The 14,068-nt window shown below is 65.1% G+C and carries 12 protein-coding genes, 1 tRNA gene and 1 pseudogene; 8 read left to right on the top strand and 6 right to left on the bottom strand.

What is annotated here, in order from left to right:
* Positions 1–215: 215 nt before the first annotated feature.
* Positions 216–1,199 carry a sugar phosphate nucleotidyltransferase gene (locus C477_RS20560; protein ID WP_008896492.1) on the top strand — a complete coding sequence of 328 codons (984 nt, stop codon included), beginning with the start codon at positions 216–218 and terminating at the stop codon, positions 1,197–1,199.
* A 424-nt stretch (positions 1,200–1,623) separates the two neighbouring features.
* Here C477_RS20560 and C477_RS20555 read toward each other — a convergent pair whose 3' ends face one another.
* Positions 1,624–2,856: a glycosyltransferase family 2 protein gene (locus tag C477_RS20555; RefSeq protein ID WP_008896491.1), complete on the bottom strand. Its 1,233-nt coding sequence runs from the start codon at positions 2,854–2,856 to the stop codon at positions 1,624–1,626.
* A gap of 456 nt (positions 2,857–3,312) precedes the next feature.
* Here C477_RS20555 and C477_RS24870 point away from each other — a divergent pair, with 456 nt between their 5' ends.
* The 3 genes from C477_RS24870 to C477_RS20545 all read left to right on the top strand — a co-directional run bounded on the left by C477_RS24870 (position 3,313) and on the right by C477_RS20545 (position 4,896).
* On the top strand, positions 3,313–3,480 hold the full coding sequence (locus tag C477_RS24870) for an HVO_A0556 family zinc finger protein (RefSeq protein ID WP_008896490.1): 168 nt from the start codon (positions 3,313–3,315) through the stop codon (positions 3,478–3,480).
* A 137-nt stretch (positions 3,481–3,617) separates the two neighbouring features.
* A complete protein-coding gene (locus C477_RS20550; RefSeq protein ID WP_008896489.1) occupies positions 3,618–4,538 on the top strand; it encodes an NAD-dependent epimerase/dehydratase family protein in 921 nt (306 codons plus the stop codon).
* 172 nt (positions 4,539–4,710) lie between these two features.
* Complete coding sequence (locus C477_RS20545) at positions 4,711–4,896, top strand: hypothetical protein (protein WP_008896488.1); 186 nt, start codon at positions 4,711–4,713, stop codon at positions 4,894–4,896.
* Positions 4,897–4,942: 46 nt separating this feature from the next.
* Here the strand turns inward: C477_RS20545 and C477_RS23710 are convergent.
* Positions 4,943–5,089, bottom strand: a tRNA-OTHER gene (locus C477_RS23710).
* 88 nt (positions 5,090–5,177) lie between these two features.
* Positions 5,178–5,411 (bottom strand): hypothetical protein, encoded by a 234-nt coding sequence (locus tag C477_RS20540; protein ID WP_008896487.1) that lies wholly within the window; start codon positions 5,409–5,411, stop codon positions 5,178–5,180.
* A gap of 468 nt (positions 5,412–5,879) precedes the next feature.
* Between C477_RS20540 and C477_RS20535 the strand changes: the two genes are divergently transcribed.
* The 4 genes from C477_RS20535 (at position 5,880) to C477_RS20520 (ending at position 10,621) form a co-directional block, all read left to right on the top strand.
* Positions 5,880–6,674, top strand: a complete 795-nt coding sequence (locus tag C477_RS20535; protein ID WP_008896486.1) for a hypothetical protein — start codon at positions 5,880–5,882, stop codon at positions 6,672–6,674.
* A gap of 698 nt (positions 6,675–7,372) precedes the next feature.
* Positions 7,373–8,122, top strand: a complete 750-nt coding sequence (locus C477_RS20530; RefSeq protein WP_008896485.1) for an ABC transporter ATP-binding protein — start codon at positions 7,373–7,375, stop codon at positions 8,120–8,122.
* On the top strand, positions 8,112–9,383 hold the full coding sequence (locus tag C477_RS20525) for an ABC transporter permease (RefSeq protein ID WP_008896484.1): 1,272 nt from the start codon (positions 8,112–8,114) through the stop codon (positions 9,381–9,383). Before C477_RS20530 ends, C477_RS20525 begins: the two co-directional genes overlap by 11 nt.
* 2 nt (positions 9,384–9,385) lie before the next feature.
* A complete protein-coding gene (locus tag C477_RS20520) occupies positions 9,386–10,621 on the top strand; it encodes an ABC transporter permease (protein WP_008896483.1) in 1,236 nt (411 codons plus the stop codon).
* A gap of 91 nt (positions 10,622–10,712) precedes the next feature.
* Here C477_RS20520 and C477_RS20515 read toward each other — a convergent pair whose 3' ends face one another.
* From C477_RS20515 to C477_RS23900, 3 genes and pseudogenes are all read right to left on the bottom strand, one after another.
* On the bottom strand, positions 10,713–11,906 hold the full coding sequence (locus tag C477_RS20515) for a hypothetical protein (protein WP_008896482.1): 1,194 nt from the start codon (positions 11,904–11,906) through the stop codon (positions 10,713–10,715).
* 429 nt (positions 11,907–12,335) lie between these two features.
* Positions 12,336–13,415: a DUF1616 domain-containing protein gene (locus tag C477_RS20510; protein WP_008896481.1), complete on the bottom strand. Its 1,080-nt coding sequence runs from the start codon at positions 13,413–13,415 to the stop codon at positions 12,336–12,338.
* Positions 13,416–13,748: 333 nt separating this feature from the next.
* Positions 13,749–14,068, bottom strand: a pseudogene (locus tag C477_RS23900) (hypothetical protein); the annotation flags it as partial.

Raw genomic sequence — 14,068 nt, 5'->3', positions numbered from 1 at the left:
GGATCGTCAGTCACAGTAAGTATTTCTCTGTCGGAATCCATCATAATGTCTTCTGGCCCACATTATAGACAGTAATTCCTAACTCTTAGTAATGTTTTGATTTCTTTATAAAAAGGTTAACATATTTCCATTTGACACCAGTACTAGGGCGAAATCTGGAAACCAATATATATCAAATAGAAAATTGCAATATACACAACGTAGAACTATTGCCTATGGATGCAATCGTACTCGCAGGCGGCTACGCGACACGACTCTGGCCGATCACGAAACACCGGCCCAAGATGTTCCTTCCGGTCGGCGACACGACCGTGATCGACGGCGTGCTCGAGGACCTCGAGACCGACACTAGAATCGACGACGTCTACGTCTCGACGAACGAACGCTTCGCGGACGCGTTCGAGGACCACCTCGAGACCAACGAGTACCACAAACCCCAGCTCTCGATCGAAGACACGACCGACGAGGACGAGAAGTTCGGCGTCATCGGCGCGCTCGCCCAGCTCGTCGACCGCGAAAACCTCGAGGACGACACGATCGTCATCGCGGGCGATAACCTCCTCAGCTTCGGCGTCAGCGAGTTCGTCGACTTCTTCCGCCAACGACGGACCCCGACGCTCGCCGCCTACGACGTCGGCGACTACGACCGCGCGACGTCCTACGGCGTGCTCGAGCTCGAGGACGACGGCCGCGAGATCGTCGCCTTCGAGGAGAAGCCCGACGACCCGCCGAGCACGCTCGTGTCGGTCGCCTGCTACGGGTTCCGTGCGGCGGACCTCGACTTACTCGAGACGTATCTGGACGGGGAGAACAATCCCGACGAGCCGGGCTGGTTCGTCCAGTGGCTCGTCGACCGGGAGCGCGTCGACGCGTTCACGTTCGACGGCGCCTGGTACGACATCGGGACGCCCGAGAGCTACCTCGACGCCGTCGCCTGGCGGTTCGACGGCGACAGTGCGATCCACCCCGACGCGTCGCTCGAGGGGACGACGATCGGCCCGAACGTGCACGTCATGGAGGGCGCCCGAGTCACCGACGCGACCCTGCGGGACTGCGTCGTCTTCCCCGACGCCACGATCGCCGACTGCACGATCGAACGATCGGTGATCGACACGGAGACGGAGATCCGCGCGACGGATGTCGAGTCCGCACTCGTCGGACCGGAGATGACGCTCGAGGAGACCGTTTCCACTCGCTGACGACGACAGGGCAGACTCGAGGACGGAGCGAATCGTGACCTCAGTTACGCGCCTTACAATCGACACGTCAGACGAGTGGAGATCGAGTGGTTCGAACGGGTGGGGTTCGTAAAACGCGCCGACATCGAGCCGGCGATCCGTCGCATAACCGGATCGTGAGACGGCCTGGGTCGTCAAATCGATCACACTAGTATCGAGTATCCGACTAGTATCTCGAACGTACTTTCACCCTCTTCGAGTACACCTTACGCATTCAACTGCCACAGAGATGGGTATGCGAGGATTCGAATTCCGGGCTTGCTGACCGACGCTCTACAACCGACTGTTGGCAACGGTTCAGCCGTGTTGCCGGTCTAAACGACGTACCCGACTCGCGTGAGAACCAGAACGAACGCGAAAAGTCACCGACGGACGCGCTCGAGCGCTACCGGTCGACGGAACTCAGGAAGAACGACGAGAACACGGTCTGGAGGCCGATGACGATCGCGGTAAAGGCGACCAATGCTCCCATCGTGAACTCGAGCGAGGCGAACCCGTTCGAGACCCACTGGTAGACCAGGCCCGCGGCGTACAGTCCGCCGACGCCGAACACCAGGACGCCGGCCGTCGCGCCGTGCTCGAGCGACAACGAGCCGACCACGTGTTCCGTGATCGGGTCCTCGGGCTTCTGGATCGGGTCACTGGTAACAGCAGCAAACACGCCGAGACTCGCTACCTGATAGCCGACGATCGTCAGCAGGCTGCCGGCGATCATCGAGTGGATCCCCAGGCTCGCCTCGCCGATGGAGACACCGCTGTACGCGATGCCCATCACGGCCATCCCGAGTAGGCTCATCAGTAGGCCGGGCGCCGAGAACAGGTAGCCCGGCGCATTAACTAACATAAATCGGACGTGGCGCCACCCGTCTTTGAAACTCTCGAGGGTCTCCTCGCCCTCGCGTTCGTGGTAGATGATCGGCGTCTCCTCGATCACGAGGTCCTTCGCGCCGGCCTCCATGATCATCTCCGAGGCGAACTCCATCCCGGTCGTCTCGAGGTTCATCTCGTCGAGGGCCTGCCGGCGGAACACGCGGAACCCGCTGTGGGCATCGCTCACGCCGGCCCGGTAGAACAGGTTCAGGAACTTCGTCAGCAGCGGATTGCCGATGTACTGATGCAATGTCGGCATCGCACCGGGTCTGATCTCGCCCTCGAGGCGACTGCCCATCACCATGTCCGCGCCGGTCTCCTCGAGGTGACTGAGTAGGCGCGGGATGTCCTTGAAGTCGTAGGTCGTGTCGGCGTCGCCCATCGCGATGTACTCGCCCCGAGCGCGCTCGAAGGCGTAGCGGTACGCGTAGCCGTACCCCGGCTGGTCGGGCTCGACGACGATCGCACCCATCTCGCGGGCGATCTCGGGCGTTCGGTCCGTCGAACTGTCGCTGATGATGATCTCCGTCGGCAACTGCAACTCCTCGACGGCCGACTTGATCCAGCCGATACAGGTTTCGATTCCCTCCTCCTCGTTCAACGTCGGCATCACGACGGACAGTTCCGGGTTAACGTCGCTGTCGCGACCGACCAGGAGTTCGTCCGCCGATCGATGCTCGAGGACCTGCTCCGCCTCCGGAGCCTGCTCTGCCGAAGTAGAACCGTCCGAGTGTGATTTTGAAGCCATGGATGAGTTCGTTTCAGCTCCCTCGCATGATCTGTCTAGTACAGAACCGGCCTCTTAACAGTAGCTATTCATATTTCACAAAAAATAACTAGGCTAGTGTTGAGTACTAGCGCACTAATCGCTCCTGCGACAATACGACACTGCGGTAACATCTCGATAGCGACGTCAGAGACGGTCACGGATCTCGTTGAGATGAGAACGCAGTAGTATCGATAATCATACTGATAAAAGTACCGGAGCGAGAGTAATCGGTCAATGAATATCTCAAATAAGAATGATTACGGGATACTAGTCTGGAACGTGGTCGAGCTGAGATCGGGGGAAAAGTGAATATATCCATACAGAGCCGTTTCAAAAACACAATAGGTGTAAATAAAACAAATAGTCGGGAGCAAGCGGATACTATCCGGGTTAACCCATGGATTTAACACGTCAAGTTACGATGTGTACGATAATATGCAAGAAACCGTAGACGGAACTGTCGCCGTTCATCCGGTAGTTGACGCGCTCGAGGGTAAAAGCTGTACGTTCTGCGACGAAGGCGAGCTCGTGCAGGGAATTTACAAAGGGAAGAACGCCGTTGTCTGCGAGTCCTGCGAGACGCCTACCGCACAGCTTTGGTAGCGCCCGAAACCGGTCCCCGCTTCCTCTTTCGTTCTGGTGAAGCACCACTCGCAGCGAGGCCTCCCGTCAACACGACCGAGACTCACGAACGGCTGAAGACCGTAGCGTTCTCGTAGGTGGCTGCCAGTTGTGCTGACATGCAGAACCAGCGCGTCCTGATAACGGGCGGAGCAGGGTTTATCGGCTCCAATTTGGCGAACCACCTCGCCGAAGACAACGACGTCATCGCGATCGACGACGAGTACCTCGGCACGGCCGAAAACCTCGAGTCGTCCGTCGACTACCGCAACCGAAGCGTCCTCGAGGACGACCTCCCGACGGACGTCGACGTCGTCTTCCACCTCGCCGCGCTCTCGTCGTACGCGATGCACGAGGAGGACCCCACGACGGGCGCCCGCGTGAACGTCGAGGGATTCGTCAACGTCGTCGACCAGGCCCGCCAGGACGGCTGCGACACCGTCGTCTACGCCTCCACGTCCTCCATCTACGGGAGCCAGACCGAGCCCTCCCCGGAGGATATGCCGGTCTCGGTCAACACCGGCTACGAGGCCTCCAAGCTCGCCCGCGAGCGCTACGGCGAGTACTTCGCGAACCACTACGACATGGACGTCGCCGGGATGCGCTTCTTCTCGGTCTACCAGGGCTACGGCGGCGCCGAGGAACACAAGGGCGAGTACGCCAACGTGATCGCCCAGTTCGCCGACGACCTCGCCGGCGGCGACGCGCCCGCCCTCTACGGCGACGGCACCCAGACGCGGGACTTCACCCACGTCGACGACATCGTCCGCGGCCTCGAGCTCGCGGCCGACCACGAACTCACCGGCGTCTACAACCTCGGCACCGGCGACGCCTACAGCTTCAACGAACTCGTCGAGATGCTCAACGACGAACTCGGCACCGACATCGACCCCGAGTACGTCGAGAACCCGATTCCCGACTCAGTGTACGTCCACGACACCTGCGCCGACTCGAGCAAGATGCGCGAGGAAACCGGCTGGGAACCCCAGATCTCCCTCGAGGAAGGCGTCGAACAGGTCTGTGAACCCTACACCGAATAGCACTGCTTCGGAACGGAGCCGCGCGGCTCGCGACACGCGCCGCTGACTGGCTCCGACGGCACGATGCTCCACTGAAACCGACCGCCCGACTCGAGATCCCCACAACTCACGGCTCGATACGCGGCCCGAAACGCTGCGAACGGATAAGTCGCTGTCGTCACCTCGTAGGGCCATGAGCGTTCGCAAACGAGTGCTGGGCCGAATCGAACGGACGATGACCTACTGGGGATTTCTGAAACATCCCTTCGGGCGGGAGTACGTTCGAGAACACTACTCGCCGACGGGCAAGAAGAAGAACGAGACCGACGAGTCGGCCGTCGAAATCCCCACGGTCGGACCGTCCGAATCGGACGCGTAGCACTGCCGACCGATCGCACTGGCCGAACGACCCGCCGTCTCGCGAGTGGGTATGCGAGGATTCGAACCCCGGGCCTGCTGACCGACACTGTACGAATGCTCCCCCAAGTGCGAACGACGTGCCGCGCGGACTCACGTCCCTCGCCCGACCGGTGCAACGGTTCAGCCGTTCTTCCGGACTGAACTACATACCCTATCCGCGTGAAAACAATGACCACGGGCAAAAAGCCACTGGCGCTCACACGACGAGATGAGACCGTCCCGGGTCACCGACCCGGACGCTCACTCGAGCCATTCACTCGTGAACCCGGCGATCGCCTCGAGCGTCGTGAGCGCGGCGAGCGTCACGAGCACGGCCACGAGTAGCGACCCCGTGGTCACGTAGGCGACGAGCCCCCAGAGGATCGACGCCGCCGCTGCCGCCCCGCCCGGCGACCCCGGCGGCGCCAGTCGATTGCGGTCGGCAGACTCGTACCGCCCTGGTTCACTGTCGCGTGCGTGCTGCTCGTCGACCATACCGGACGGTCCGCTGCCAGACCACGAGTGGCTTGTGCCCGCGCGTGCGGCCGGCACCGCCGCGACGGTCGCACCGGGCGTTCGCTCGAGTTCCGTAGGAGTGCATCAGACCCGACCGGTAGTCTGTCGCGTCGAGACGTAACCGACGGACGGTCGACACACAAATAGTACTGGAAGCGAGTCGGCAAATGTGGGCTGCATCGCACGCGACACACCAGTGTCGATCGACACACCACCGCGAGACGGCCCACATCGCGGCGTCGCGAGCAAGGGCCACGATTACGTCCTCGCCGCCCGGTGATATACCCCTCGAGCGGATAGTCGTTCTTCCAAGACTATTAGGTGAGACTGAGTCCCACGATTGTCGATAAATCAACCGCTGCCCAATCTGTGCCTTACGATTGCACGCATGACACTTACCACCGTTCTCGACGCACTCCCGCTACCCTCGTCTCGAGGCCGATCCCCATGGCACCCGCGATCGTCCACTTCCTCGTCGGCGCGTCGATACTGCTCGTCCTCGCGACGCCGGTCGCGTTGCACGACGAGCGCGCCCGACGGGTAGATCTGTGGCTCGTCCTCGCGGGGGGCGTGTGGGGGCTGGGCCCGGACCTCCACAACGTCGCGCCGGCGTTCCGATCGCAACTCTACGCGTTCCACGATTCCCTCTGGGCGACCCCGTTCGCCTTTCACTACGCGCTCGATAGCCAGGCCGTTCGAAATCGACCTCTCGCGGGAATCGCCGGGTCGATCCTCCTGTTTTGCCTCGCCGTCGGCGGCTTCACGGCGGCCGCTCGGGCCGACCCGGAGCGAGCGCGACACACGAAACGGTTCGTCTCGAGGCTCGGTATCCCCGTTGCAGCGTTGGTCGCGGCCGCGATCGTCGGTACGATGTTGTCCGCGACCGGGCGCGTCGAGACCGTGGCCGCGCTGGTCGGGGCCGACGGAACGCTCGCCAGCGCGGCCCTGCTGCTCGTCGCGAGCGTCGCAGGGAGTTACGCCGTCGCGGTGGCCGTCCCGGACCGCTACGCACGCCGGCCGTTCGTCGGCTCGCTGCTCGGACTCCAGTTGGGGCTCGTCGCCTGGGTTGTCGGAATCGTACTCGTCCTCCCGCTGTGGGCGCGGGTCGTCCTCGAGGCGTCCCCGCCCGTGCCGCTCGTCGACTGGCCGAGTCTGCTGGCGCTCGCGGTCACCGGGACGCTGGTCGGCGCCTGCATTACGACCGTGCGTCGGATCGCCCTGCCGACGCCCGCGGATCGCTGACCGAGGCATGCGCTACTCGAGTCCGTCAATCGACGCCGAAGAGTTCACAGTACGGCGACGGTGCCAAGCACTGTTCGTACCGATCGCCCTCGAGACGATCGTCGCCGCAGTCGCCGTGCCGTTCGAGAGTCGTCACAGTCGCCGGAGCGCCACCTTCCGATCCGCTACCGCACGCCTGCCAACCCCGTCCGTCGGATCACGCGTTCGAATCCGGAATATTCGACCCGCACGAGGTACAGATATCAGGTTGCCACGGGACGGTTTGTTTGATGGATCGTTCGTCGCCACACTCCGGACAGACAGCTGTCAGTTGCTGCTCGAGATTTTCCCCCATACTGCAACAGTTACAGTAAGCACTAATGAATGTTTCTCAATATAATATTTATTCGCTCGACGGAGTTAGGACATCCGTAACCAGAGATAATGGTGGAGGGATCGGCCCTAATCGAAAGGTCGTACTCGAGAAAAATTCCGTGAAGCGACTGAAATATCAAGGTTGTGACGGTGGCGTACGGCTCGCGTAACGGCCGCCGAATCCGAATCGGAAGGAAGTGCAGTTTCAGCGGTCGAGACCCGCAATTGAACGAGAGACAACCGACGGCGGCGCCCCGGACCTGACGATTGCGTTCTCCCGCGCCAAGTTAGGCGGATGCAAACTATGGCCGAAGGGGTGGACGTGACGATCGACCCATCCGAACATGGCAAGCGAATCGTCCGCGAGGAGCGACGCCCGCGTATCGCCCGGTCGATCCGTCACGATCCGCTGTGACGGCGTCATCCACGAGTACGATGGGCGGTCCGGCTGGATCGGATCCGGCTCCGATCGGTCGGTCACCGCCCTCGAGGACGTCTCCCTCGAGATCGAGACCGGCGAGGTCGTCGGGCTGATCGGGCCCAGCGGCAGCGGGAAGTCGACGGTCCTGCACGTGCTCGCCGGCCTGATCGTGCCCGACGACGGGACCGTCGAACTCCTCGAGGACGACCTCACCGCCTGCTCCGAACGCGAACGAACCCGACTCCGCCGCGAGCGGGTCGGCCTCGTCTTCCAGCAGTTCCACCTCCTGCCGTCGCTGACGGCCGTCGCGAACGTCGCCCTGCCGCTCGTGCAGTTGGGCTACAGCCGAGCGGAACGACGCCGACGGGCCGAACGGCGGCTCGAGCAGGTCGGACTGGGCGACCGGACCACCCACCGGCCCGGCGAACTCAGCGGCGGCGAACGGCAACGCGTCGCCATCGCCCGCGCGCTGGTGACCGACCCCGACGTGATCCTGGCCGACGAACCGACGGGGGAACTGGACACGGAAACGGGGATGGCCGTCCTCGACGATCTCGTCGACGCCGCCGCCGAGCGCACGGTCGTCCTGGCGACCCACGACGAGCGGGCGGTCGACCGCACTGAGCGCGCGATTTCTCTTCTCGACGGAGCGGTGGTCGACGATGGTCGATGAGGAGCCGACCGAGCGCACGAGAGTCCGCCGCTGGCTCGCTATCGTTCGCTTCGCCGCCGGCCGAATCGCCACGCAGGCCCGACGGACGCCGCGCCGGACGGCCGTGACGGTCGGTCTCGTCGCGATCACGATCGCGCTGCTCGTGACCGTCACCGGGATCAGCGTCGCGCTCGCGGGCGACACGGCGGCCGACGACAACGAGGCCGACCTCCGCGTCGTGCCCCACGAGGGCGGCACCTTCTCCCCGGTCGTCGGGGTCGAGGGGCCGCGGCTCAGCGACGTCCACGACCGAACCGAGACGATCGACGACCGGGCCGACGTCGACTACGCGACGCCGGTGCTCATGGAGGTCGTCCAGGCGCGATCGCCCGAGGGCGAGGAGTCGGTGAACGTCATGGCCGTCGGCGTCGTCCCGCGCGAGTCGTCACCGCCGGTCGGCGGCGTCCCGACGGCGCCCCTCGAGCCGGGCGATCCCCACTACGCGAACGGGAGCTACGACGGCCCCCAGACCGGCGACGTCGTCCTCTCGACGGCGGCGTCCGACCAGCTCAATGCGTCCGAAGGGGCGTCGCTGGTGGTCAGTGGGTCGCAGATGACCGCTAACGCCAGCGCCGGGACCTACGAGGTGACCACCGTCGAGGACGCCGACACCGCGAGCCTCTCGGACGGTCTCCCGGTGGTGGTCCTCCGATTGAGCGAACTCCAGACGCTGACCGGCGCCGACGACGAGGACCTGGCCGATCAGGTGCTCGTGGGCACGGACTCGGACGGCGCTCACGAGGCGATCGAGGAGACGTATCCGAACGCGACGGTCGAGTCGGGGACCGAGCCCGGGCTGGCCGCGTTGCAGGACGACGACCTCGCGTTGGCGACGAGCCTCATCACGCTGGTCGTGGGGATCGGCATCTGTACGCTGTTCGTCACGACCGCGACGGGGCTGCTCGTCGAACGCGAACGTCAGACCCTCGCCGTCCTCTCGGCGGTCGGCTTCCCCGGCCGGTCGCGGCTCGCCGTCGTCGCCGTGATGACGCTGACGCTGACGGTCGTCGGCGCCGTGGTCGGGATCGCGCTCGGCTACGCGGGCGTCGCGGTCACGAACTGGATCGCGACGTCGACGGTGACGTCGTCGCCGATCGCGACGACCGACCCGCTGTTCGTCCCGTACGCGCTCGCGATCGCCGTCGTCGCCGGCCTGTTCGCGTTGCCCTATCCGCTGTATCTCACGACGAAAACGGATGTCGTCGCCGAACTCAGACAGTAACCATGGCTCACAGACTCCGCAAACTCGCCGCGACCGCGCGCCTCTCGGCGGCCCAGCTCCGCCACGAGATCGGTCGCTCTGTACTGGTGATCGTCGCGATCGCACTGGCCGTCCTCGCGGTGACCCTGCTCGCGGGGCTCGGCCTCGGCGTCCTCGAGACCGGACAGGATCGGTTCGACGAGGCCGATCAGGACGTCTGGATCTCGGGCGGCGCGGTCGAACTCACGGCCGGCGGCGGCATGGAGAACCCGATCGCCGACTCCCATCAACTCGCGGCCGACGTCGAGGAGCGCGAGGACGTCCAGAGCGCGTCGCCGATCGCGTTTCACGCGATCTACGTGGGCACGGAGCCGGAGCCGTCGGAGCTCGAACTCGTCTCGGGCGTCGGGGTGCCGGGCGAACACGGCGGGCTGACCCTCGAGGAGGGCGACGGCTTCTCGGAGGGGGACGTCCACTACGGCGAGGGCGACTACGACGGGCCGATGACCCGCGAAGTGATCGTGGACCCGCGCATGGCCGAGCGGTTCGACCTCGAGGTCGGCGACACGATCTACGTCGGGACGAGTCCGTCGACCGCGGCCGAGGAGGAGTTTACCGTCGTCGGGATTTCCTCGTCGTACTCGCAGTTCCTGGGGACCACGACCGCGACGATGCCGCTGAGCGAACTCCAGGAGATCGCCGGGACAACGGGGTCGGATCGCGCGGCCTTCGTGACCGCGACCGTCGCCTCTGGCGCCAACCGAGGCGCCGTCAGCGACGAGATACAGGAAGCCCATCCGGAGTACGACGTGCGCACGAGCGAGGAACAGTTCGAGTCGATGTTCGAGGATCAGGTCCTCTTGCTGGCCAGCGGGACCGCCCTCGTCGTGCTCGCCGTCGTCGCGGGCGTGGTGTTGACGGTCAACCTCCTGGCGCTGGTCGCGTCCCGACAGCGCGGGGAGCTGGCGGCGTTGCGCGCGCTCGGGCTCTCGCGGTGGCTCCTCACGGGGATCATCGGCGGCCAGGGGATCGTGCTCGGGCTCTGTGGCGGCCTCCTCGGACTGCTCGCGACGCCGCCGGCCGCGTTCGCCTTGAACCACCTCGCCGCCTCGCTGGTCGGCTTCGAGAACCTGTTGCGGACGCCACCGATCGTCTACCTCGCCGGCGGGGCGATCGCAGTCGTCGTCGGCACGCTCGGCGCCGCCGTCGCCGGCTGGCGCACCAGTCGGTACGCTCGCCTCGAGCACCTCGCGGAGTGACTCCGGGACGGTGCGGGCCGCGGCCCGAGCCGGAGACGGTCGCGGAAAAGGGACGCAACCGGCCGACAGCGCCGCGTCTTCGGTCGCCGTCCTAGCGGTGACCGACGCCGACGAACGTGTACGGTTCGGGCACGTCGAAGTCGCCGTAGACGACGAGCGGCCGTGACCGGTCGCCCTGCAGCGAGCGCCGGACCTGTCCGGGAACGAACTCGGCGCGGACGGTACCGTCCGAGACGTCGACGCCGTCCGCGGTCGCGGCGGTGTCCGCCCACGGGGACCCCGGTATCGGCGGTGAGACGGGCGAGTAGGGGGCGAGCCGGACCGAATCCGGATCGATATCCGACGCGGAAACGATCTGTTCGTTCGTAGCCAACGAGAACGACGCCGTAAACCGACCGTCGCTCCGTCCGTGCGGAGCGCTGAACGAGGGGTCCACGGCGAGCGCGGCCGGAAGCGGCCGCCTCTCACCGGCGACCTCGAGCCCGTTGTAATAGGCTTCGGTCACCGCGCCGTCCAGGGCGCCGGTGCCGATCCCCAGTCCGAGGACGGCCGCGTCGCCGCCGAACCGGTGGGCGAGGTCCGAGACGGACTCGATACCGCCGGAGACCATCGCTATCAATCCGCCGATATCGCCGATCTCGACGCCGCTGCCGGCGAGCTGTCGCTGGAGGTTCCCGAGATCGAGTTCGCCCGTGTCGACCTCGATCGCCCGCCAGCCGTCCTCGGTCAGTTCGCTCGAGACCGCGCGCGTCTCCCACGTTCCGGACCGCTCGGCGTCGGCGCCGCGGACCGCGACGGCGAACGTGGTCGGCCCCGTCTGTAGGAAGAGAAACGCGTCGTCGGGCACGCGGTGGGTCGTCTCGGCGTCCTTGTAGTAGTCGTAGGCGATCGCTGCGTCGCCGCTGACATCAGCAAGCGTGAGCGAGTCCGCTCGGAGGTCGATTCCCGCGGCGACGTAGTCGCGGGAAGACTCGCCGCGGGACGTCACGTGAACCGCAGCGTCTCGGCGCTCCCCTGACGGATCGCCGACCAGTTGCGTCTCGGTCGTGAGCGAACCGCTTCCGTCCATATCGACGACGAACGCTTCGGTCCGCAGTCGACTGAGAAACCGTTGCGGTGACGCTCCCGAGCGCTCGTCGTCGTACTGGCCCGTCGCCCCTTCGTCCTCGTCACCGAGAACGGTCGGTCCACTCGCGATACCGCCGAGAGCGAGCCCCCCGAGGCCGAGGAGCGTCGACCGTCGACCGAATCGTCGATCAGCGTCGTTCGCACTGGGATCTGTCATCCACACCTACCCATGGAGAAACCTGTCATAAACGCCCGTTATCGTCAGGGGGACGGTCTGTAATTACGAAATATGTTCGAACAGGGCGCCGCCGTCGCCGATGGCGGCAGCTGCGGTCCCGTTCGGTCGGATCGGTTTTCGCGGCCGACAGTCGGTATCCGGACGGAATCGTTCAAGTGACGGTAATATGACTCTTACTGCCGCGAACGGACGACGGGAGCCGCGGATCCCGGTCACGGTACGGAAACGTTCAGTTACGGGTGTCGGTTCGAAACACACCGGCTCGACTCGAACTCGACGGCCGCCCAAGAACCAGTGGTCGCTCGAGTCCCTTCCTCCGCGATCGCTGTCCGCTCGAGCACTCCTCTTCCGCGACGGCCATCGCTCGAGTAGCTATCGCCTGCTGGCTGTCAGTTTCAGTCGGTCCCGTTACTCCTCGCTCACGTTGGCCCAGAGGTGCGCCGAGTACTCCGTCGTGTCCGCCGACGGCTCCTCGGGGACGTCCCCGCCAGGGTAGAGCAGCCAGACGAGGCGAACGTTCTCCCCGGTCATCGTCGGCTCGAGTTCGTGTTGATGGTGCCAGCTCTCGTTGTGGCCGAGCCGGGTCTCGAATCGGTCGAGTTCGCGTTGCTCCTCGACGGTCGTCTCGTTGTCCTCGACCGAGACCCGCTGTTCGACCAGCACGACGGTGTAGTCGACGGTCCGGTGTTCGTGGTTGTCGACCCCAAGGACGATCTCCTTGGATTCGCCCCGCGTGAACTCGGTCGGGTAGTTGTCGGCCGTGAACTCGCCGTCGTCGTCCTCGGTGAGGAGGTAGACGGCCGAGAACTGTTCGCCGTCGGGCGGCACCGCGACCGCGTAGCCGACGCTGCCGACCGCGAGCAGTAGGGAGAGGACCAACACGACGTTCAACGCGGCGTCCGCGCGGGTGTCCGGCTCGAACAGTTCGGCGCGGCCCGCCGCGTACCACGTGCGATACGGAACCCGGAACCGCTCGTCCGGGGGAAGCTCCCACCGGCGAACGGCGGCGACGGCGGCCGCACCGACGGTGAACGCGCTGATGGCGAGCATGATCGGTGTCAGCCGGATCCCCCACGGCGTGAAATTCAACACGAGACCGATCAGGGGAGTAACGGCGATGCTGAGGCCGAAGGAGAGGGCGACGCGTTCGATGCCGTCGATCCCCGACCGATCGTCGAGGAAGGAACCGACCGGGAGCGGGCCGCGATTCGCACCGTCGGCGAGGTCCCCGTCGCTATCGCCGTCGGCCTCCGGATCGGCGGTCGGATCGTCGCCGGCTTCGGGAAACAGCGCCGCGATGAACGCGTACCCGGGCACGAAGAGGACGAACGCGAGCCCGAGCGGGACGCGAAGCGACGTCTCGCGGAGCACGGGCGCGAGCGCGGCGACGTTCGTCAGGACCACGAGTGCGAACACGGCGGCGAGATCGGCCGGGAGCGTCCGAACCGGCCGCGGAAGCAGTGCCACCAGTGATCGCGTCTCAGCCATTGGCTGCTACGTACTGTGGACGTGCCCAAAAGCGAACCGATCGTCGCGTGCGACGGGTCGCCACAACCCGCTGTCGTCGCCACTCGCAGCCGTCACCCGAGCGATCGGCGTCCGGCTCCCGACCGCTACCGCTATCGGAGCCGACGGACTAGCGCTGGTACCACGATCGCACTAGTGATACTAGTGCACTAGTGGCTCTCACTCGAGTTCGGTCGCTAGTACTCTAGCACTAGTGGAGGGACTAGCGCGAGTGAGAGTAGCGTAGGTCCGTCCGTCGTGGTCGACTGCGAGCCGACGAGTACGGCGGGCAGAAAACGTTCGTGAGTCGGATTCCTACACGGAGTTCGCCGAATTTCCGTCTCTCTCCGTGGCCGCACCGATCGCGGTGACGTCACGGAGCAGTTGCAGTTCCTCTTCCTCGCTGATCCGATCGGAGTGAACGCACGCGTGGACGATCTTGTGTGCGAGTTCGGGGTCGGCGAGCGCCGACGACTCGGCGCCGCCCTCCCGGCTGGTCGTCCCTCGCTCGCGGTCCGCGAGTTCTCGCTCGACCGCGGCCAGCTGATCGGCGAGTTCGTCGATGCGGTCGGTCAGTTCGGACAGTTTTGCGTCCGCGTCTGCCCGGTCGGTCGCGTCCGCGGGCGCTCGTTCCA

This window comes from Haloterrigena salina JCM 13891, from assembly GCF_000337495.1.
Classification (GTDB): domain Archaea; phylum Halobacteriota; class Halobacteria; order Halobacteriales; family Natrialbaceae; genus Haloterrigena; species Haloterrigena salina.
Note: the sequence above shows the minus strand (reverse complement) of the source record. Positions and strands in the feature narration are given on the sequence as shown.